This window comes from Undibacterium sp. SXout20W, assembly GCF_049340285.1.
Classification (GTDB): Bacteria; Pseudomonadota; Gammaproteobacteria; order Burkholderiales; family Burkholderiaceae_D; genus Undibacterium.
Map to the genome: position 1 here is coordinate 1 of NZ_JBMPPH010000047.1, position 21,949 is coordinate 21,949.

At 46.9% G+C, this 21,949-nt stretch carries 13 protein-coding genes; 8 read left to right on the top strand and 5 right to left on the bottom strand.

The window, feature by feature from the left end; translation table 11 throughout:
• Both ACO0K1_RS17260 and ACO0K1_RS17265 read left to right on the top strand, forming a co-directional pair.
• The coding region (locus ACO0K1_RS17260) for an MBG domain-containing protein (protein WP_423027964.1) at positions 1-1,460 on the top strand (1,460 nt) is incomplete at its 5' end.
• A gap of 349 nt (positions 1,461-1,809) precedes the next feature.
• Positions 1,810-3,540, top strand: coding sequence for a ShlB/FhaC/HecB family hemolysin secretion/activation protein (locus tag ACO0K1_RS17265; RefSeq protein ID WP_423027966.1), 1,731 nt, complete (start codon positions 1,810-1,812; stop codon positions 3,538-3,540).
• 272 nt (positions 3,541-3,812) lie between these two features.
• On the opposite strand, the gene ACO0K1_RS17270 is transcribed toward ACO0K1_RS17265, so the two are convergent.
• From ACO0K1_RS17270 to ACO0K1_RS17285, 4 genes are all read right to left on the bottom strand, one after another.
• On the bottom strand, positions 3,813-5,558 hold the full coding sequence (locus ACO0K1_RS17270; protein ID WP_423027968.1) for a glutamine--tRNA ligase/YqeY domain fusion protein: 1,746 nt from the start codon (positions 5,556-5,558) through the stop codon (positions 3,813-3,815).
• Positions 5,559-5,980: 422 nt separating this feature from the next.
• Entirely contained in the window at positions 5,981-7,309 is a 1,329-nt protein-coding gene (locus ACO0K1_RS17275) for a diguanylate cyclase (protein WP_423027970.1), read from the bottom strand.
• A complete protein-coding gene (locus tag ACO0K1_RS17280; RefSeq protein ID WP_423027972.1) occupies positions 7,306-8,289 on the bottom strand; it encodes an ABC transporter substrate-binding protein in 984 nt (327 codons plus the stop codon). Before ACO0K1_RS17280 ends, ACO0K1_RS17275 begins: the two co-directional genes overlap by 4 nt.
• A gap of 3 nt (positions 8,290-8,292) precedes the next feature.
• Complete coding sequence (locus ACO0K1_RS17285) at positions 8,293-10,308, bottom strand: TonB-dependent receptor plug domain-containing protein (RefSeq protein WP_423027974.1); 2,016 nt, start codon at positions 10,306-10,308, stop codon at positions 8,293-8,295.
• Between the two features lie 377 nt (positions 10,309-10,685).
• On the opposite strand from ACO0K1_RS17285, the gene dnaE reads away from it, so the two are divergent.
• The 6 genes from dnaE (at position 10,686) to ACO0K1_RS17315 (ending at position 19,715) form a co-directional block, all read left to right on the top strand.
• Complete coding sequence (dnaE, locus tag ACO0K1_RS17290) at positions 10,686-14,213, top strand: DNA polymerase III subunit alpha (protein ID WP_423027976.1); 3,528 nt, start codon at positions 10,686-10,688, stop codon at positions 14,211-14,213.
• Positions 14,214-15,539 (top strand): O-antigen ligase family protein, encoded by a 1,326-nt coding sequence (locus ACO0K1_RS17295; RefSeq protein WP_423027978.1) that lies wholly within the window; start codon positions 14,214-14,216, stop codon positions 15,537-15,539.
• A gap of 147 nt (positions 15,540-15,686) precedes the next feature.
• Positions 15,687-17,432 carry a lipid A export permease/ATP-binding protein MsbA gene (gene msbA / locus ACO0K1_RS17300; protein WP_423027980.1) on the top strand — a complete coding sequence of 582 codons (1,746 nt, stop codon included), beginning with the start codon at positions 15,687-15,689 and terminating at the stop codon, positions 17,430-17,432.
• Between the two features lie 62 nt (positions 17,433-17,494).
• Positions 17,495-18,070 (top strand): peroxidase-related enzyme, encoded by a 576-nt coding sequence (locus ACO0K1_RS17305; protein ID WP_423027982.1) that lies wholly within the window; start codon positions 17,495-17,497, stop codon positions 18,068-18,070.
• The gene (gene waaF / locus ACO0K1_RS17310; protein ID WP_423027984.1) at positions 18,067-19,131 is read left to right on the top strand and encodes a lipopolysaccharide heptosyltransferase II; all 1,065 of its coding nucleotides are present in this window, start codon (positions 18,067-18,069) and stop codon (positions 19,129-19,131) included. The genes ACO0K1_RS17305 and waaF overlap by 4 nt, the downstream gene beginning before the upstream one ends.
• Before the next feature lie 32 nt (positions 19,132-19,163).
• Complete coding sequence (locus ACO0K1_RS17315; protein WP_423027986.1) at positions 19,164-19,715, top strand: Crp/Fnr family transcriptional regulator; 552 nt, start codon at positions 19,164-19,166, stop codon at positions 19,713-19,715.
• A 354-nt stretch (positions 19,716-20,069) separates the two neighbouring features.
• Here the strand turns inward: ACO0K1_RS17315 and ACO0K1_RS17320 are convergent, their stop codons facing one another.
• Complete coding sequence (locus tag ACO0K1_RS17320; RefSeq protein ID WP_423027988.1) at positions 20,070-21,923, bottom strand: PHA/PHB synthase family protein; 1,854 nt, start codon at positions 21,921-21,923, stop codon at positions 20,070-20,072.
• Positions 21,924-21,949: the final 26 nt, after the last annotated feature.

The following is a 21,949-nucleotide window of genomic DNA, read 5'->3' on the forward strand; positions in this document are numbered from 1 at the left end:
ACAGCAACTACAGCAACATCGTCTACACGAACGGTAGTCTGAATATCGGTCAAGCGACCGCCAGCATCAGTGCCAGCAAAACCTACGACAGCAACACCAGCCTGACGACAGGCCAGGTCAGCATCACAGGTGTGAATGGTCAGACCTTAAACTACACCGGCACAGCATTGGCGAACAACGCCAACGTTTCAGCCAATGCAACAAACTACGTCAGTGGTATCACTGGTTTAAGTGACGGCACAGGTTTAGCATCAAATTACGTTTTGCCAAGTCAAAGCGCTAAGTCTGGAAACAACCAGGCGACGATCAATGCGGTGACTACGGCAGTTAATATCATCGGTAATAGCCAAAGCGGTACGTATAACGGCAATCAACAAAGCGTGAGCGGATTCACAGCGACAGGATTAGTTGGTACCGATACTGCCAGCAACATCACTGGCTTTAATGCCAGCGGTGCCACAGGCACAAATGCTGGCAGCTACGCCAATACGGTCGGCGGCACGAACAGTAACTACAGCAACGTCAATTATACGAACGGTAGTTTGAACATAGGTCAAGCTACAGCGACAATCAATGCAACGAAGACTTACGACAGCAACACCAGCCTGACACCAGGTCAGGTCAGCATCACGGGCGTCAATGGACAAACGCTGAACTACACCGGTACGGCTGTGGCAAATAACGCGAACGTGGCCGCCAATGCAACAAACTACGTCAGTGGTATCACTGGTTTAAGTGATGGCACAGGTTTAGCATCGAACTACCTCTTGCCAAGTTTGAGTGGCGTTTCAGCAAATAATAATGCGACGATTACAGCCGCGGCGCTCACCGTATCTGCTAATAACGCGACAAAAATAGCGGGTGAGAACGCAATCCTGTCAGGATTTACGAGCAAAGGTTTGCAAGGTCAGGATGTTATCGATGCTGTCTCGTTACTTAGTAGTGGTGCAAGTGTCACTGCATCACCTGGCTCTTATGAAATTCTCACCAGTAAAGCGCAAGGCAGTCATTTCGATGCGACGAACTACGCCATTACTTATGTGAATGGGCAACTGAATGTCACAGTAGCGCCGCCACAACCAGTTCCACCAGCGCCGGGTCCTAAACCATTCAATCAACCAACTACGCAAAAACAAGATTTACCTGTTTCGTTGACTTACAACGATTTCATTAGCGTGCAAACGTTCACACCGCTTGCAATACCCCAAGCGACTGCATTTGTGTTCACGTTGCCGCCTGATACATTTGTCTATAGCAAGCGGACAACCTCCGTCGTGTTAGAGGCTAATTTGATTAATGGAGAGAGCTTACCAAGTTGGCTTAAATTTGAAGGTGCAACAGGAACATTCCGTGGGACGCCGCCAATAGACATGAAAGATCTGGAAGTCATCGTGACGGCAAATGATGGCTCTGGCGCACAGGCACAAACCAAATTGACACTGCTATTTAATAAAACCTGAGCCGTCGGTGGAAAAAGCTGACTCAAAATGAACCTATATTTAGTATTGGCTCATTTTGTATAAATTAACATGCTATTTATTGCCTTACTCATTAAGTGTCGGAGGTGATTTATGTTTGGTTATGTGTATATTTCTACAGACAGGTGTTGCAATTAAAAATTGTAATTGGCATAACTCGGTAATATGATAGTGAACATTTGTTTGTCGTTTCGGGTTTGCATTGAATTAACCTAAAATGCGTTCCCTTTTAAGAACAAAAATCAATCTGCACCGAATTCGGGCAATGCGCTGCTACTTTTATTGTACATAGATGATATTTTCTGAAAAATTTTGTTTAGGCCAAAAACTCTTGAAAAAACCTGATCAATTCAGGTTCATCTTACTTTCTACAATCGTTAGTGCAGAAATCTGCGGATTACTTCTCTCTCAAACGGCAGTGGCACAAAGTATCCCCGATGCAGGCGCGCTTTTACGTCAGAATCAACGCGATACGGTGGTTGTCCCGCCACCAGTGATAGTACGTCCGATTGGGTCGTCGGTTGCGCCCATGTCGCCACAAAAAATTGCTGATGACTCGTTGAAATTTGTCGTCGAGTCTTTTAATTTTTCTGGCGCAACGCTGGTGCCTGAAAATGAATTACAAGAGGCTATTAAATCGTGGTTACACCGTGAGATTCATTTTAGTGATCTGGAACTTGCCAGCGATGCTTTAACAGAAACATATCGTGCCCACGGCTGGTTTGTTCGAGTCGTTATCCCTGAACAAGATATCGACAATGGTATAGTTACCTTCAATTTCCTAGAGGCAAAACTTGGGAATGTGCGGGTGGTAACTAACGGCGAACATCCACGCTTGCAGCAGCAAACTCTCGTTAATATCGTTACTGCACGACAAAAAACCGGAGATTACTTGAACGTTGGCAATCTGGATCGGGCAAGTAATCTATTAGGTGAAGTACCCGGTGTGGTAACCAGTTTGTCACTTGCGCCCGGGAAATCAATCGCTGTCACCGATATTGTTGTCAGTGCAGAGGATAAACCTCTTTTTTCCGGCGTTCTGCAGGTCGATAACCAAGGTGCACGCTCAACAGGAATAAATCGCTTAAATGCATCGTTCAATATCGATAATCCACGAGGTATTGGCGATCAGGTGGCGGCGAATACTATTTCAACCTTAGGAAGTGAATACGGAAGGATCAGTTATACCGTACCGTTGTTTTCTGACGGGATGCATATCGGAACTGAATTTTCCGATATGAAATACCACCTCATTGGCAGTTACGCACCACTCAAAGCCAACGGTACAGCACAAATTCTTGGCGTATTTGGTACTTACCCGGTCGTAAGGTTAAATGATCGCAGTCTTTCGATAGTTTGGACTCTTGAACATAAGGCATATGAAAACTATGCCAGTGACCAGCAGATTTCGGACAAGACAGCGCGCGAACTGACTGTGGGATTAAGTTCAAGCATGTCTACGGCAGATGGTAGCTTCATTTTATTGAGTGGTAATGCTACTTTAGGGCAACTAGATTTATCAAAAAATCTGGCTAATGAAATCATTGACTTGCATGGCCCTCACACCGAAGGGACTTACGGAAAAGTCAATTTTAACGTTGCCCGCTTGCAGCGCTTACCAGCAAAGTTCAGTTTATGGCTCTCCGCAACGGGGCAAATTGCGCTTAAGAATCTCGACTCGTCAGAAAAATTTTCGCTTGGTGGCATGGATGGCGTCAGTGCTTATCCAAACCTTGAGGCTTCCGGAGATAACGGAATTTTGTTCACCGCAGAACTGAGAAAAGGACTCACTTCACATTTGCAGGGAATGCTTTTTTATAATTACGGTGCCGTTATTGTGAACCATAATCCCAATTATCCTGGTGCGACTGCACTCGATCACTATTCACTAAGTGGCATCGGTCTGGGTTTGAATTGGAGTGATGCGGGCAAGTATTCGATTAAAGCCAGTGTCAGTAGAAAACTGGGGACAAATCCAGCGGCAAATCCGTTTACTGGTGCCGACAGCGACGGCAGCATTGGACACACACGCTATTGGCTGTCGGCTTCTGTGTATTTTTAAGTCAGAGAGATTGATTGTCAATTTTTTCAGACTTACGGTCAAAATTCTAGGCGTCTGCAAATCTTGCAGCGAATCGCTCCATCGCTCTATACATTAACCAAAGTCGGTTAGTTTGCTTGTCATTGCTTGTCGTTGCTTGTCGTAGCTTGTCGTAGCTACTTGCTTCAAAAAATACAGGCTGGTCATTAAAATCAGCCTCTTAGGCAAGCTAAAAAGTACGTTAAACGTATGCTAAACCAAGGAACAATGAGTAATGCCCCTTGGTTTTACTTTTACTTCCCAAATGAATCTTTAAGCGTCGTAATGCGATTAAAGACGGGCTTACCAAGCACGCTATCAACACGATCAGCAACAAAGTAGCCGTGGCGTTCGAATTGCAGACGGGTATCTGGGGTGACGTTGGCAACGCCCGGTTCGACGAATGCACGGATCGTTTCTAAGGACGAAGGGTTCAATAAAGCCATGAAATCTTTGCCGCCGGCGTCTGGATTCGCATCGGTGAACAGGCGGTCGTAAAGACGCACTTCGGCTTCAAGCGCGTCAGCGGCATTGACCCAGTGGATGTTGCCTTTGACTTTGTAATTGGCGCTGCCTTCGGTGCCGGATTTGCTGTCGGCAAAGTAGTTGCAATGGACGGCAGTGACCTTACCGTTTTCATCTTTGTCGCAGCCTGTGCATTCAACGACATAACCATAACGCAGACGGACTTTATTGCCCGGGAACAGGCGGAAGTAGCCTTTGACGGGTTCTTCCATGAAGTCTTCTTGCTCTATCCACAGTTCTTTGCCGATCGTGAATTCACGGTTGCCGCGTTCTGGGTGATGTGGGTGAACTGGCGCTGTGCATTGAATATTTTCACCTTCAGGGAAGTTATCGATGATGAGCTTCAATGGGCGCAATACAGCCGTCGCACGTGGCGCTTTAGGATCAAGGTCTTCACGCAGACAGCCTTCAAGGGTGCTGTAGTCGATCCATCCATCAGAGCGGGTCACGCCGATGCGTTCGCAGAAAGCCTGGATAGATTCTGGTGTGTAGCCGCGGCGGCGGATACCGACGATGGTTGGCATGCGTGGGTCGTCCCAGCCGCTGACGATGTTGTCTTCCACCAGTTTGCGCAGTTTGCGTTTGCTGGTGACGACGTAGGTCAGGTTCAGGCGTGCGAATTCATATTGGCATGGGACTGGACGATGAACGAAACCACCTTGCGCCGCGTGTTCGATGATCCAGTCGTAGAACGGACGGTGATCCTGGAACTCTAAGGTGCAAATCGAATGCGAGATGTTTTCAATCGCGTCTTCCAGCGGATGCGCGTAGTCGTACATCGGATAGATGCACCAGGCATCGCCCGTGCGGTGGTGATGCGCGTGACGGATGCGGTAGATCGCTGGATCACGCATATTCATGTTGGGTGACGCCATGTCAATCTTGGCACGCACGATGTGTTCACCATCTTTAAATTCACCGGCTTTCATACGCCGGAATAAGTCCAAAGATTCTGCCGCCGCACGATCGCGGAAAGGGGAGTTCACACCTGGCTTAGAAAAGTCACCACGATTCGCTGCCATGTCTTCTGCGGATTGGCTGTCGACGTAGGCGTGACCAGTTTCGATCAAATATTCAGCAATGGCGTAGAACTTGTCGAAATAATCGCTGGCAAAATACAAATGATTGCCGCCACCATTGGATTCTGGTTGTTGCCAGTCAAATCCCAGCCATTTAACGCTGTCCATGATGGAATCAACGTATTCCTGATCTTCTTTTTCTGGGTTAGTGTCATCAAAGCGCAAATGGCAACGGCCAGCGTAATCGCGGGCCAGACCAAAGTTGAGGCAAATCGATTTTGCATGACCAATGTGCAGATAACCGTTTGGTTCTGGCGGGAAGCGCGTAATCACGCTCGGCATGCCATCACGTTGGTAAGTGCCAGCGGCTTGATCGTTGTCGATAATTGCGCGCAAAAAGTTAGATACGGGGGCGTCGGTGGTGGCTGCTGTGGCTGGCTTTTTGTCGTTGCTCATAGATTAGGCTGATGAATAATAATTTTTTTGCAAGATTGAGGTTTGCTTACATGACATCGCGGACACCATTTCGGTGCGTGGCGCCGATTGTGGTCAATCACGTGCTTGTGATGAACTTAATAACTGCCGTCAAAACGTCGAAGCGAACCTGAATATTTATATTTAGGATTAATGCTCATTTTACCGTAGCGCAGCAATCAAAGTGCGTTTGTTTGCGTTTTGATAGCGACTTGTTTCTTGTAAGGTGTTACTGAAGGAATTTTCTGACTTTTTTGCCGCCAACTTTGCGGCAAAGTTAGTTTCAATTTTTGCAATAGCAATAGCAATAACAATAGCAATAACAATAGCAATAGCAATAGCAATAGCAATAGCAATAGCAATAGCAATAGCAACCTCAGTAGCGATTGATGTACTTGATTTCTTTAGTAGTCTTTAAATTCGACGCGGTTGCGCCCATTGTTTTTCGCCTGGTAAAGGGCACTATCGGCACGCAACATCATTTCCAGAATACTATCGGGATAGCGGTAATGCGTGACACCAAAGCTGGCTGTTCGCTTGCCTGCCAGATGAAATTCGTGCCCCTCAATAGCTTGGCGCAATTTTTCAGCAATGGTGATTGAATCCTCCGCCGATGTTTCGCGGAAAATGACTAAAAATTCTTCACCGCCCCAGCGTCCAACTGCGTCAATGCTGCGGATATTTTCTTGCAGAATAATACCAATGCTCACCAGTACCTGATCGCCAGTGGAATGACCAAAAGTATCGTTAATCGATTTGAATTTATCGACGTCAATCAGGGCAATCGAAAAGCTACTGCCATAACGTTGACTGCGCAGGTGCTCTTCTTCCAGAATAGTTTCGAGTTTTAATCGATTGAACAGACCTGTCAGTCGATCGGTATTTGACAGATATTCCAAATCTTGGTTTTTGAGTTCTAGCTCTTGGGTACGGGCGGTGACCAGGTGTTCGAGGTTAGCATTTACCTCAAGCATTTTGTTATGACTATTCTCTACTTCTGCCGCCATAAGGTTAAAACCGTCTTCCAGTTCTTGTAATTCACCACCTGAATCGGCTTGAATGCGCGTTCCTAATTCGCCTTTTGCCATTCGGTGAACGCCATCGATCAAGCGCGATAGCGGGCGTGTCAAATCACGGCTCATCCGTAAAGCCAGAAATGATGCACAGGCACTGCCTGCAATACCAATCAAAAGACTAATAAATACGAATAAAATTTTTGCTTGGCCACTCGATGAAGTGCTTAATTCCAGATACGCAAAACCGAGTAGTTTGGGTTGCTTTACAATGTTTTTCTGTGTGCGTCCTAACAAATCAAAACTGTCGACCTCGGCCACCTCTTGATAAATGGGTGTCCCAAAAATCAAGTTGCCATTTTTGCTGACGACAATTTTCCCTTTTAATGCTGCTTGCATGAGGTTGTTATCAATATTGATTTGCTTTCCGCTAGCTGCCAGCAGGTGGTTAAAGGCATCCGTCACCACCACTCCCTGGGCGTCTTCTTCTTTGATGGTCGCTTGCGTCAAAGCCTGTAAAACCTCCCGGTTGCCTGAGAACGCGCCATACTCACATGCGCTGCTCAGGTGGCGCGCAATCAGCGCACCGCGATCTTTGAGGGCACCATCGATTTGTTTCATACCAACCAGTACAACCATGATGGTCAGCAGAATGGTGATGATCCAAACTGGAGCCAGTGCTATCAATAAAATACGACGGGAGAGTTGCCATTGCTTCATTGGGCACGCTCCGTTAAGTGCTTAAGTTTGTTTTGTAACTCCACTTCGGAAGCAATGTTGATGCTTAACGAACGTGCAACTTGTGGGTTGATGTTGACAGAAAAATACCGTGGATATTGTGGTGACGGTAATAATGCATTGCTGGGCAAGCTATTAATAATTTCTGCAACTTGTTGGCTAATTTGATAAGGTTGACTATAAACCGCCGCAAGCGCACCAGCTTTTACGTACGATGCCGAAAAACCAAATAGCGGAATTTGTTGACGATAACTGGTCAGCAAAATACTGGAGATGTTATTGCGATTGTAGATACGAGGGTCTGGAATCGCCAACATTGCATCACTGTTTGCAAGAAGCTTACGCAACGCGGCAAGTAATTCGGCGTCCTCAGACACAGTTTCAATATTCAGACTGACTTCAGCTTCTTTTGCAGCACTTTGCAAAGTTGGAATTAGATCAGTCGCATCTTTGCCGATCAACACACCAACTCTAGGATGACCTGTCATGCTAACTTGAATCAGGCCAAATTGTCTGACCCAGGATTGATCAACGAATACTGCAGAAAAGCGTCGACTGTCTTGTAGTCGAGGATTCTGTTTGATCGTTTTAACATAGCTACTTTGTGGTACCAGTACATTTAGAATCGGCACGGGTAGTGGCTTTTGTGCCATTGCTGACATGGCTGATGAGCCAACCGCGACCAATAATTGTCCGTTTGACGTGCGCGGTATTTCTTCGCTACTAAATTTATCCACTGTAACTATTTTTATGGATAAGCGATTTGTATTCGATTGGGTGAGTATATTGCTGAGATTGACGGCAAATTCAGAATACGCACCACCTTCTTCGCTCAGTACAATGGTGAGTCCATCCAGCGCAAAGCACGTACTCGCGGATCCCAATAAAAGCGTGAGGACAGCAATTTTGATCAGCCTTAAAGACGATAAAAATGCGATGAAAATCCGCTCATGCAAGGTCATACGTCAAAAATCCATTTTGACGTTGATACGAGCGAGTCGTCCGGGAAATTGATTGTCATGACGATATTCAAAGTAGTGTGCGTTTGCTATGTTTTGAATAATGAACGCGACTTCTGTCTGATGTCCGTCAAGGTTAAAATGACGAGAGATTTTTCCATCGAACCGCCGATTACCATCTACATAGTAGCCGCGCCCTAAAACGGGGTTGTAATCCGTCGCATTAAACTTCGTCTTTGCAATTTGATAAGCCACGAAGCTACCGCGCCATTGTTCATTAAATTGATGCGTTATCATCAAATTATGATTATAAGATGGCAACGAACCGCTGTACACAACACCATTGACATCGTTGCTATTGACGCTGCCTCCAGACAACCCATAGGTAAGATGTGTTTGTTCTGAAAGCGGCGCCTTAACTTGTAATTCATAGCCACGCATTAAGGCATCTCCAGCATTTAAATTACCGTTTGCAGAGGAATTATGATTTTTAACGTCAATCAAATCTGTATAGTCGTCGTAGAAAAAACGGAAATCAATGTCTACTTTACCAACTTTTCCAATATAACCAATGTCAGTTGCTTTCACCCGCTCCGGCTTAAGCTCGGGTAAGTTAGGGTATAAATTCGGTGCGCGCCAATACTCTTCATAGACTTTCTCGTACACCGACGGTGAACGCGTCGCCCGCGAATGTCCTACGCGTATCGTATGATTTGGCGTGATGTGCCAATTTAATGCGATACGAGGGGTTAAGTCAGTCCCGGTATAGGAATTGTTTTCGAGCATGCCACCGATATTGAGTAGCAAATCAGGGCGGATATGCCATTCCAGATTGGCAAATAGTCGTCCAAGCCGGTACGGAAAATTACCATATAGGTATTGATTTTCCTCGACGCCTAAGTAATACGGTGCATATGTTACGTCCTGGCGTATGCTACCGCCCCAGACCATGCGAGTGGTATTTGTGGGTGAAAAGGTGTGTTGAATTTCCAGATCGTCACGCTTAAACGTGGCGTCACCGTTGCTGAAGCCGTCCGAGTCCTGCAAGCGCGCGTTAACTCTTTCTTCGGTGTGAAATGCTTTTACTGTCAATTCGCTGCCACCTTCAAGCACCCGACGCCAATTAAGCATCTCAAAATGGTTATCAGTCGTACGACTGGCTGGCCAAAAGTTATTATATTCGCCAGCTTGCCTGGAGCCGCCGTTATACCCGAACTGGAAATCTAACGTGTCAGTGGCAGATGCTTGATAAGCGGCTCTGAAATTAAAGGTTTGGATATTTTTATTATCGTATTTGTTCAATGTCCAGAACGTCACTTGTGACGTCGGATTATGAATCATACTGTCTTCGCCATTATCTTTACGTTCACTAGCAGTAATTTGGTAGCTCAGATTGCCGTTTTTGTTGCCGTAATAAAATATTCCTTCTGTGCGACTGGTGCCGTAGCTCACTGACGCTGAGGCCCCCTGAAAATCCGATGGATGGCGCGTGATAATATTGATCACACCTAAATAGGAGTTAGCACCATAGCTCGCCGAGTCTGGCCCGCGGATAACTTCAATGCGCTCGATGTCGTCCAAAACGATGGGTAAATCACTCCAATTGACGCCACCAAACAGGCCAGAATAGACCGACCTCCCGTCGATTAAAACTTGCATACGGTCAGAGGTCGTGGTCGTGACCATTCCATGGTACGCCACGGTGCTATCAGCGGAAAAGTAGGGGTCGGCGTGATAAGCGACGTACATACCGGGAACGAGTCGGAATACTTCGGATAAGTCCCAGGCGCCAGAATCACGGATCATTTGACGGTCTAACACGGTGACAGCTACCGGTGCCTCACTGACCGGTTGTGTGAGCCTGGAAGCGCTCAATACGACAGGGACATCGTCTAGAAAAATGGATTCGTCGTTGTTGGCTTTCGCTTGAGCTATTTGAATTTGAGGTAGCAAAAATAGCAAGATACTCAGCTTGGCTGGTATCCAACGGTGTAAAAAAGCAATTTTTCTGCGATGCGTCATCAACAAAATTATTTCCTTACTTCTTAGACTGGTATTACCTTTTGGGCGTTGCGGCAGTCCTAAGCGATAGCGATAAAAACAATATTCCAGAAATAATCCGGTTACAAATTGTGCGTACAACTGGTTTATAACACTTGCTGTACTGCAAATAGCTTACATATGTTCAGAGCATAAATGTGTCCGTGGAGAAAATCGATCAATTTTATTCAAGCGACGCCCCATTTGATGAAAAAACCACTAAATGCGGTCTTTTGTGTTCAATTTGTAATTATAACTCGCGGGCTTGGGTTCTTTGGCGGTATTGCAGTTCATCTTTGGAATGAATTTGTCTTGCTTAAAGCCTGTAAACCACCGACGCGACACGGTAGAATAGCGGGATGACTACAGAACTTAGTATTTCTCCCGCAAATGGAGACCAAGCAGCCCCTGCTACTCCCGCAGTACCTGGCGATCCACAATTTGTTCACTTACGCATCCATTCCGAATATTCGATCGTGGATGGATTGGTGCGCATTGATGATGTGATTAAGGCGGCGGTCAAAGACAAGCAGCCGGCGATGGCACTGACCGATTTGGCGAATTTATTTGCCATGGTCAAATTTTACAAAGCCGCGCGCGGTAAGGGGATCAAACCGATTGCAGGTTGCGACGCCTGGATCAGCAATGATGATGATCGCGATAAGCCTTCACGTCTGATGTTGTTGGTGAAAAACCGCAAAGGCTATTTACAATTGTGCGAATTGCTGGCGCAGGCCTGGTTGACGAATCAACATCGTGGGCGCGCAGAAATCCGTTACGAGTGGCTACAAAAAATTTATGAAGACGGTGATGGTGGCGGTCTGATCGCCTTATCAGGCGCGCATTTTGGCGATGTCGGGATTGCAATTGATAATGGCAATCTGGATTTGGCTGAGCGTTGCGCCGAACGTTGGAGCCGTATTTTTCCAGATCATTTTTATATCGAAGTGCAACGCGCCGGGCAAGCGAACATGGAAAACCATGTGCGCGCAGCGGTCATGTTGGGCAATAAACTGAAGTTGCCCGTGGTGGCAACGCATCCAGTCCAATTTATTAGCAAAGACGATTACACCGCCCACGAAGCGCGCGTGTGTATCTCCGAGGGCGATATGCTGGCGAACGGACGTCGTGTCCGTCGCTTTAACGAGCAGCAGTGTTTTAAAACGCAAGACGAAATGGCCGCATTGTTTGCGGATATTCCCGGGGCACTTAAAAATTCCGTTGAAATTGCGAAACGTTGCAATCTGACCTTGGAGCTTGGAAAACCAAAACTGCCTGATTTCCCGACGCCAGAGGGAATGACGATTAACGACTTTTTGGTGCATGAGGCTAAGCGCGGTCTGGAATTCCGTTTGGAACACTTGTTCCCCAATCCTGAGAAACGCGAGAAAGAGCGGGCCCGCTATGAAGCACGTCTGAAGTTTGAAACTGATACCATTATTAAAATGGGTTTCCCGGGATACTTCCTGATCGTTGCTGACTTTATTCAATGGGCAAAAAATAACGGCGTGCCGGTGGGGCCGGGTCGTGGTTCTGGTGCGGGTTCCTTGGTCGCGTATTCATTGCTGATTACCGATCTTGACCCACTTCAGTACAACTTGCTGTTCGAACGTTTCCTGAACCCAGAACGGGTATCCATGCCCGACTTTGATATTGATTTTTGTCAGGAAGGTCGTGACCGCGTTATTCAGTATGTGAAAGACCGTTACGGTAAAGATGCGGTATCGCAGATTGCTACCTTCGGAACCATGGCAGCTAAAGGCGCGATCCGCGACGTGGGCCGTGTACTTGACTTTGGTTATATGTTCTGTGATGGCGTCTCCAAGCTGATTCCGTTTAAACCTGGAAAGCAAGTCACGATTGCGGAAGCGATTGTGGAAGAACCTTTGCTGGCCGAACGTCAGGAAAACGAAGAAGAAGTCAAAACCTTGCTTGATCTGGCGCAGCAGGTTGAAGGTATCACTCGTAACATCGGTATGCATGCCGGTGGTGTGTTGATCGCTCCTGGTAAATTGACCGATTTCTGCCCGCTATACACGCAGGGTGGTGATTCTGGCGTGGTATCGCAATACGATAAAGACGACGTCGAAGCCGTCGGTCTGGTGAAGTTCGACTTTTTGGGTTTGACGACACTGACCATTCTTGATCGTGCTGTGCGCTACATCAAAATGCTGGATCCGGCGATGGCTGATTTTGATTTGGCTAAATTACCACTCGATGACAGAGCATCGTATGAATTGCTCACCAAAGCCAAAACGGTTGCGGTGTTCCAGCTGGAAAGTCGCGGCATGCAAGGCATGCTGAAAGACGCGCGTCCCGATCGCTTTGAAGACATTATTGCGCTGGTGGCGCTGTACCGTCCGGGTCCGATGGATCTGATTCCAGATTTCTGTAAGCGTAAGCATGGTGAGAAGTTTGATTACCCCGATCCGCGTACGGAAGGCATTTTGTCTGAAACCTACGGCATCATGGTGTATCAGGAACAGGTGATGCAGATGGCGCAGGTAGTGGGGGGCTACTCTTTGGGGGGCGCTGACTTATTGCGTCGTGCGATGGGTAAAAAGAAAGCCGAAGAGATGGCGGAGCATCGCCAGATTTTCCGCGATGGTGCCGCCAAAGATGGCTTGCCACAGGAAAAGGCTGACGAAATTTTCGATTTGATGGAAAAATTCGCGGGCTATGGTTTTAATAAATCCCATGCTGCTGCGTATGCTTTGTTGTCGTATCACACTGCGTACCTGAAAGCCCATCATCCCGCTGCGTTTATGGCGGCCAATATGTCATTGGCGATGGACGATACCGATAAGGTCAAAATTTTGGTTGAAGACGCATTAGATGTCTGTAAGCTTAAATTATTGCCGCCTGATATCAATCAATCTGAATATCGTTTTGTGCCAGTTGGTGAGCCGGGTAAAAAATCGAACCAGATTCGTTATGGTCTCGGAGCAGTTAAAGGTTCCGGTCAGAATGCCATTGAAAATATTGTTGCTTCACGTGTGGCCGATGGCCCATTTAAAGATTTGTTTGATTTTTGTAAGCGCGTTGATAAACGGCAGGTCAATCGCCGTACGATCGAATCTTTGATTCGTGCCGGTGCGATGGATTGTCTGGGCAAAGATCGGGCGATTTTATTGGCAACCGTAAGTCTGGCGATTGAAGCGGCAGAGCAAGCAGACAAGGCCGCAAATCAAGTGAGCTTATTCGGTGATGACGATGACTTAATCCAGCCGCCACAATATATTGATGTGCCGCATTGGACGGATAAAAAAAGACTGACAGAAGAAAAGCTGGCACTTGGTTTTTATCTCTCTGGTCATTTGTTTGATTCGTATGCGCCAGAAGTACGTCAATTCATTAAAACCACACTGGCCAAAGTAGAACCTTCCAGAGATTTACGCTTGATTTGCGGCATCATCACGGGCGTTCGCACACAAATGACACAGCGTGGCAAGCTCATGGTGGTGACTTTAGATGATAGTACCGCTGTGGTCGAAGTGACGGTGTACAGCGAGTTGATGGAAGAATTTAAATCGTTACTGAAAGAAGATGAATTCTTGGCTGTCCTGGGCAAAGTATCAGAGGATCGTTTCTCTGGTGGCTTACGAATTTCTGCTGAAAAAGTCATGGATATCGGCCGCGCACGCGTCCAATTTTCTCAAGGTTTGCGATTAACTCTCACCGACAAAACAGACACTAAAAAATTGCAGGAGTTACTAAAGCCACATTTGAATGCCGACGGTTGTCCAGTCTTGATCTGTTATAAAAATGCCACCGCTAGTGCTGAGCTTTACTTGTCAGATCAATGGCGTGTCAATCCAGATGACAATCTGCGCCTGAGTTTGGGTGAGTGGCTTTCTCCTAAAAATGTCACTATTGAATATGCGTAAATGATGACTAAGTCTTCTGTACCAACAACAAGCCAGATACAACCGGAGCCGACGCCAGTCGATAACGCAGAATGGCGTCGTCGGTTGCCAGAACGGATTTTGATGTGGTTGCCGCTAAGTTTGTTTTTCCCCATCGGGTTCATGTACGCTGGAATTTTGTCGTTTTATCTGGCGCTCGTGATGTCGGGTGATTGGCGCACAAAAATCAACAATATTCGTTGTAACCCAATGTTGTTACCGATATTGGCATTGTCATTAGTGAGTATTGTGATTGCGATGACTCAAGACAAACCCGCGGAAATTGCGCAAGAATTTTGGCCAGGTTTTGGCCATTATCAGACGTATCTGTTTTTGCTTCCTTACTTGTCAGTCAGTGCTGGCGATTGGCAGCGGAAAGCATTGCTAATATTTTTTGCAGGGGCTGTCGTTGCATCAAGTTTATTTGTAGCAAATGCCTTGCATCTGTTACCGGACAACACGCTGTTTCATAGCTACGTGCATTATTTGGGTAATAAATCAATTTTGCTGGGAATGCTGTTAGCGATCGCTTCAGGATGGATGCTGCATGAATTACGATTACGTCAGGATCATCGTTGGTTAAGGATATTGGTATTGCTCTATGTAATCGGTGCATTGATTTTATTATCCAAGACGCGTACCGCAAGTTTGATGTTTATGCTCATGTGTGGCTTGATGCTCATGCGCAATTTTGACTGGTCGTGGCGTAGTCTGATTTTGCCGGTTGTGATGGCTTCTGCGTTGGTCGGGGGATGGAAATATGCCGTCAATCTTCCACCACCTGCCACTTGCGTGATAAATGCTGCCCATGCAGCACCGTGGGAAGTGATTAAGATCCGCGCCGTCTGCAGCATCCAGCAAGTCAGAGATTTTTCCGCTGGGCGTAAGATGGGTGAAGATGGCATGCGTTTAGAAATTTATAAAATTACTGCTGATATGATTGCTGAACAACCGTGGATCGGTCACGGTATTGCCTCTTGGATGCCGAACTATCAGCGACGTTCGCAAGGTTTAATCAGCAATTCTATGACAACGCCGCATAATGATTATTTGCTGTATGCCACTGAGTTGGGAATGGCGGGGGTGTTGGCACTCATCAGCATCTGGGTGATGCAACTTCGCACCGCTTATCAAATGGCGCGCAGCCATGACATTATGGACCGCGAAAGGGCAATGTTGCTGACGATGCTTACCGTTGCGATGATGCTTGGGGGTATGTTTAATGCTATTTTGCGCGATGCTGTGTTTGGGATGGCATTGATGATTTTACTGGCAATCCCGCTAGCCGGAGCGCGTAAATCTGCATAATTCCAGGCCCGTGATTTGCCGATGCAGTGAACCCCGCCCTGATGTCGACTTCTTTGTTGTTTAAATAAAAAATCGAGTACTGATGCGGGTCTTAGCGTAAAAATGTCTGTTAAGCCGCATTAAATATAAGACTTTACTTTTGGATCTATGAGCTTAATTAATAAAGAAACCATCGCAGTATTCCGACGGCTATGGGCTTCAGTGCAACCCTATCGCACCCGAATCTGGTGGGCGTTTGTGACGATGTTGGGAACCGCTCTGACTGAGGTTATGTTCCCTAAGGTACTGGGATACATCCTTGACCACGGATTTAAAAGCGGGCAAACCCATCTCAAATTGTGGATGGTGCCGGTTGCCATTATCGGTATTTTTTTGATTCGTGGTTTATGTACCTTTACGACAAGTTATGTGATGACCTGGGTATCGACCCGATTGCAAAACGAATTAAGGGCTAAAGTCTTCGATCGCATTTTGAATGTACCGATTAGTTTTTATCACTCTGAATCAAGCGGTCGCATTATCAACACGATAATGTTTGAGGCGCAGCAGATTGTTGAAATGTTGAAGGTCTCGATCACGACCTTGTTTCGTGATTCACTCACGGTCATTGTGTTACTGGCAGCGTTGCTTTGGCGGGATTGGCAATTGACGATTGTTGCCTTAATTTTGATGCCGGTTATGGCCTATTTGGTGCGTGGGGTTAGCAAGCGGTTGCGCCGTCTCAATCAAAATCAGTTGAGCGTAAATAATGAATTAACCCAGATTATCGAAGAGGCCACACGAGCTAGTCAGGTGATCCGGATTTTTGGTGGACAGAAATACGAACAAGATCGCTTCGAAGCAAAGAACGAAAAGCTCCGCGGTTACGCGATGCGAACCACGGTCGCGGTTGCGTCAACGACGCCTTTAACCCAATTGGCGGCTTCGTTTGCGGTGGCGGTGGTGATTATGGTCGCGGTATCGCAGGCCGCGAAAAATGCGACTACGGTCGGTCACTTCGTTGAGTTCGTCAGTTTAATGATGTTATTGCTCACGCCTTTAAAGCGTCTGGCGGATTTGAATGGGCCTATGCAACGTGGCATGGCAGCATCTGAATCGGTGTTTGCCTTAATTGATACCGATGTCGAGGCTTCTGGTGGTCAGGTGTTGGACCAAAGAGCGCAGGGACAACTTGAGTTTGTGCACACCAGCTTCTCCTACCCAGATCAGGAACAAGAGGCGCTCAAAGATATTAACCTCAGCGTGAAGCCGGGTGAAACCATCGCGCTTGTTGGAATGTCAGGCGGCGGCAAGACGTCACTAGTGAATCTGGTACCGCGTTTTTATGCGCCTGTATCCGGCGATATCTTGCTTGATGGTCAGTCATTGAACGATATTTCCCTCGTAAGCTTACGTCAACAAATCGCGATGGTGAGTCAAAACGTTGTGTTGTTTGACGATACGGTCGCCGCTAATATTGCTTACGGTGATGAAAATCCCGATCAGCGGCGAATTGACGATGCGGTGCGGGCTGCGCATCTGACTGACGTCGTCCGGGATTTGCCAGACGGGCTCAATACCGTGATTGGTGACAATGGGATGCGCTTATCAGGAGGGCAGCGACAACGTCTGGCGATTGCTCGTGCCATTTATAAAGATGCACCTATCCTGATTCTGGACGAAGCAACTTCCGCGCTCGATAGTGAGTCTGAGCGTGCGGTTCAGGCTGCATTAGATGGATTAATGGAAGGCCGTACTACACTCGTGATTGCGCATCGTTTGTCGACGATTGAGCGCGCCAACCGGATTGCGGTGCTGGTCGGCGGTGAAATCGTCGAAATCGGCAGCCACGCCGAATTGCTGCAAAAAGAAGGTGTGTACGCTAATTTATATCGTTTGCAATTTGCCGAATAAGCCAAGCTAGATAATTTCTACATTATAAATACTCAAACCCATCCAGAATAGGAGAGGTCAAGATGCTGCCAATTTCACGTTTTCCGGTCCCAGAGTTGAAAGATTTACCCGAAGACATACGGGAGAAAATAGTGGCGGTGCAAGAAAAAGCCGGTTTCGTACCGAATGTTTTTTTGACGCTCGCGCATCGTCCGGATGAATTTCGTGCTTTCTTTGCCTATCACGACGTGCTTATGCTCAAGAAAACGGGAAACTTGAGTAAAGCTGATCGTGAAATGATCGTTACCGCCACCAGCGCAAAAAATCAGTGTTTGTATTGCGTTGTAGCACATGGCGCAATTTTACGTATCTACACCAAAAATGCACTTATCGCCGACCAGGTTGCTGTCAATCATCTGAAGGCAGATATCACCCCGCGTGAAAAAGCGATGCTTGATTTCGCCATCAAAGTTTGCCTCGATTCTCAAAGTGTGGGTGACAGCGATTATGCGCTCTTGCGAAGTCAAGGGTTTGATGACGAAGATATCTGGGATATTGCCGCTATTACCGCTTTCTTTGGTTTATCGAATCGGATGGCAAACGTGATTTCTATGCGTCCGAATGATGAATTTTTCACGATGGGACGCATGCCTCGATGAGCTTGCTTAAGTCTTCGGCAAATGAGGCGTCGCCACGGCTTTTAATCATCAGTCCTAACTGGATTGGTGATGCCGTCATGGCACAACCCTTGTTGCAACTGCTGAAATCGCAATATCCTCCCTGCGTTATTGACGTGCTGGCGCCGACTGCTGTCGCGCCGGTATGGAGAATGATGTCTGAAGTAGCGACCGTGCTGGAAACGCCTTTTCAGCATGGTGCTTTGCAATTAAGTGAACGCTGGCGTTTTGCCAGGTTGCTTCGTCAGCGCGCCTATGCCGCGGCGTATATTCTGCCCAATACGCTGAAATACGCATTAGTGCCGTGGATGGCAGGTATTAAAAAACGCATTGGTTATAAAGGTGAAAGTCGCTACGGTCTCATCAATACGATGCATTTTGATACCAAAGCACAGCCACGGGCAATGGTACCGTTTTATGCCGCACTTGCATTTGCGCCCACACCTCAAGCACCTGCACCTGTCCCTAAGCCTCGGTTATCTGTCACGATAGAACAGGCACAAGACGCATTTGCTCACGTCGGTTTATCGATGACGAAACCTTTGGTCTGCTTTGCCCCTGGTGCCGAGTTCGGTAACGCCAAGCGTTGGCCAGTCAGCCATTTTGCAGAATTGGCCCATAAGATTTTGCAGGATTTTCCTGAAATGCAAATCGCTTTGATGGGCTCGCCAAAAGATGCTGCTATTTGCCAGGAAATTCAACAGTTGTGCCCATCCGTCCATCAACTTGCAGGTAAGACCAACCTGCAGCAAGCTGTTGCCTTAATGTCGGCCGCAAATGTCGTGGTAAGTAACGATTCAGGATTGCTCCATATTGCATCGGCCTTAAATCGCAATGTGATGGCGATCTACGGTTCCACTGACCCTGATCATGCACCTCCATTTTCAGATGTGGCAGCGTCTTTTTCTTTGCGCTTACCATGTGCCCCATGTAAACAACGTGAATGTCCGTTAGGGCACCATGATTGCATGCAAAAGCTCGATGCCAATCTGCTCTGGCAGCCTCTGAAACCTTTGTTGGCGTCAACCAGCCAACGTATTTAATTCAAGAAATGATGCAGCAAACCCGAGTATTAATGGAACGAGCCGCTGGAGAAGATTTGCCTGCCTGGGAGGTGCTGAATACCTCATTCCAGCTTCTTCATATTGCCAAAGGCCAGGACGTCTTTTCTGCTGGTGAGTGGCAGCCCTATATTTATGTCGTTCGTACCGGGATAGTCAAACTGACTTATTTGAGTGAAGACGGACAAGAATGGATTAAATCTTTTATTGGCGAAGGTGATTTTTTCGCATGTCCGAATGTTTTGATTGCGGGCTTAAAAACCGATTATTTTGCCACCGCTATTGAGGATTGTGAGATTGAGCAAATTGATTCAGTCTCCATGAAAAAACTGACTGATCACTATCCGGTATGGCAAAAAGCGATTCGCCAACTGTTAGAGTGGCATATCGTCAGAAAAGAATTACGTGAACGTGAACTGTTGACGATGTCGCCGGAAGCACGTTATCAGTCGTTCTTAAAAACGTATCCCAATGTCGCCGCAAGAATACAGTTGAAAGAAGTTGCACAGTACTTGGGTGTCACTGCCGAGGCACTCAGCCGGATTCGTAAGCGTATGCAAGCGTAAGCAATGAATGATCTGCGAACCGGGCGCTAGATTCAATTCGAATATACAGGAAAGGAAATCCGAATTTTTCCGATGCAACGAGCATCTTTCATCATCCAAAGTAGTCATCGCAGATGCGTGGACAGATGCTTAGCCAGATGCGACGTTTAAAGTGAAGGCACCACGCCTTGCCTCGCTATTGATGCTTGGGAGAATATCGACCGATCTCCGGCCGATGTCAGTGTTACCACCATCACTTTCATTTTCATTTTCACTTTCACCTTCACCTTCACCTTCACCTCTAGCATCCGATGATCACGCGAACCGTTGGGCTCCAGATGATTTAGGTGCGAAAAATAAAGGTGATCGTGTCATCTATTTTTCAAAAACATAGGTGCCTGGGGCAGCTCCTAAATCGCTGTCAGGTTGTAATGCCTTGATTTGTTTTTCAGTAGAATGTTTTTTTAACCAATTTTGCCAGAATATCCACCACGATCCTTGTTCTGTCTGCGCTTCTGCTTGCCACACATCGGGATCATTGTATGTTTGATTTCGCATACTTTCTGGTAAATATTGATAGCTGCGGTGAGCATGCCCTGGCTCAGAAACTATTCCCGCATTGTGACCACCGGATGCTAGTACGAATTCTACGGGCGCATCCGTTAAAACATGGATTTTATATACAGATCGCCATGGAGAAACGTGATCCTTGGCAGTGCCTACAACAAACATTGGCACATGGATGTTGTTGAGCGCAATAGCGTGACCATGCACTTCGTAATGTCCTTTGGCCAAATCATTATGTAAAAATAATTGCTTCAAATATTCACTGTGCATGCGATAGGGCAAGCGCGTCGTGTCGTTATTCCAGGACATCAGATCGTTGGGTTCTGTACGCAATCCTAATTGATAATCGCGCATAATTTTCGACCAGATTAGATCTCTTGAATTGAGTAACTGAAATGAACCCGACATTTGTTTGCCATCCAGATAGCCTTGTTTCCACATTAAAGCATCTAGCATCGCTAGTTGGCTTTCGTCAATGAAAAGACCTAATTCTCCAGGCTCACTGAAGTCTGTTTGCGCTGCTAACAAAGTTACGCTTGCGATGTTAGCAATGGCAGGGTGGCCACCGTCCCCTTTGCTATTTTCTCTGTCTATTGCTGCTGCACCAATGGCGAGCAAGGTACCGCCGAGGCAATAACCGATGCTATGAATGGCGCGCCCTTTGACAATCTTGTGGGCGGCTGACAAGGCTGCATATAAACCTTGATCCAGATAATCATTCATCCCGAGGTTGCGATCATCCTTGTCTGGATTTCTCCAGGAAATCATAAATACTGTGTGACCTTGTTCCACCAGAAACCGTACCATAGAATTATGGTGTGACAAATCCAGAATGTAGTATTTCATGATCCATGACGGCACGATCAGCAACGGTTCTGCATAAACTTTATCCGTTTGCGGCGCATACTGAATTAACTCGATCAGGTGATTGCGGAAAACCACCTTGCCCGGGGTTATCGCGACATCATGACCCGGTTGATAGCTTGGTTGATCAATCGGATGCTCATGGTCATGTTGGTAAGGGATTTCTAAGCCCATATCCTGAAGAAAATGCACTAATCCAGAGACAAGATTTTTACCTCCGCTAGCCGAACTTGCTGCAAAGACTTCAGGGTTGAGTAATGGACTGTTTGATGGGGATACCACATCTAATAATTGCCTGGCCATGAAATTAACCACATCCTCGTGGTGTTCAGTCATCCCGCGAACACCAGCTGTGGCATGCTGCCAAAAATCCTGTGTTTGCAAGAATGCCTTACTCATCACGTTGTACGGCCATTGTTCCCATCCTTTGTCAGCAAACCGCGAATCAGCAGATTTCGGTACTGCTGTGCCACTTGCTGCGCCATCGTCACCACCCAACTGCACTGATTTTGCGACACTTTGTTTTAAAAAAACTGGCCATTCTGCGGCTTGCCGCTGAAGCAGACCGGTTAATTCCATTTGCTTTCCCGGCGACGTGGCGATATGCATTGCCCAATCCATCCAAGCCAACGTAATGCTTGCAGGTGAAATACCTCCGGTCAGTTTGGCGATATGGTTTTGCAGTGCCATGTCTAATGGATTGATCGGCATAATTTCACCGGTCATATTGGAAATTACAGCATCAGCCTGCGCAGAGGCTGGCTCGACAGTTGATAGGTCAGCGTTTTTATTGCTCATCGTAATTCCTTTGGTGGTGATCTTTG

Bases quoted from the DNA above. Each gene is read 5' to 3' on its own strand.
- ACO0K1_RS17270 (WP_423027968.1), bottom strand. From the start codon at position 5,558: ATGAGCAACGACAAAAAGCCAGCCACAGCAGCCACCACCGACGCCCCC.
- ACO0K1_RS17275 (WP_423027970.1), bottom strand. From the start codon at position 7,309: ATGAAGCAATGGCAACTCTCCCGTCGTATTTTATTGATAGCACTGGCT.
- ACO0K1_RS17280 (WP_423027972.1), bottom strand. From the start codon at position 8,289: ATGACCTTGCATGAGCGGATTTTCATCGCATTTTTATCGTCTTTAAGG.
- ACO0K1_RS17285 (WP_423027974.1), bottom strand. From the start codon at position 10,308: ATGACGCATCGCAGAAAAATTGCTTTTTTACACCGTTGGATACCAGCC.
- dnaE (WP_423027976.1), top strand. From the start codon at position 10,686: ATGACTACAGAACTTAGTATTTCTCCCGCAAATGGAGACCAAGCAGCC.
- ACO0K1_RS17295 (WP_423027978.1), top strand. From the start codon at position 14,214: ATGATGACTAAGTCTTCTGTACCAACAACAAGCCAGATACAACCGGAG.
- msbA (WP_423027980.1), top strand. From the start codon at position 15,687: ATGAGCTTAATTAATAAAGAAACCATCGCAGTATTCCGACGGCTATGG.
- ACO0K1_RS17305 (WP_423027982.1), top strand. From the start codon at position 17,495: ATGCTGCCAATTTCACGTTTTCCGGTCCCAGAGTTGAAAGATTTACCC.
- waaF (WP_423027984.1), top strand. From the start codon at position 18,067: ATGAGCTTGCTTAAGTCTTCGGCAAATGAGGCGTCGCCACGGCTTTTA.
- ACO0K1_RS17315 (WP_423027986.1), top strand. From the start codon at position 19,164: ATGGAACGAGCCGCTGGAGAAGATTTGCCTGCCTGGGAGGTGCTGAAT.
- ACO0K1_RS17320 (WP_423027988.1), bottom strand. From the start codon at position 21,923: ATGAGCAATAAAAACGCTGACCTATCAACTGTCGAGCCAGCCTCTGCG.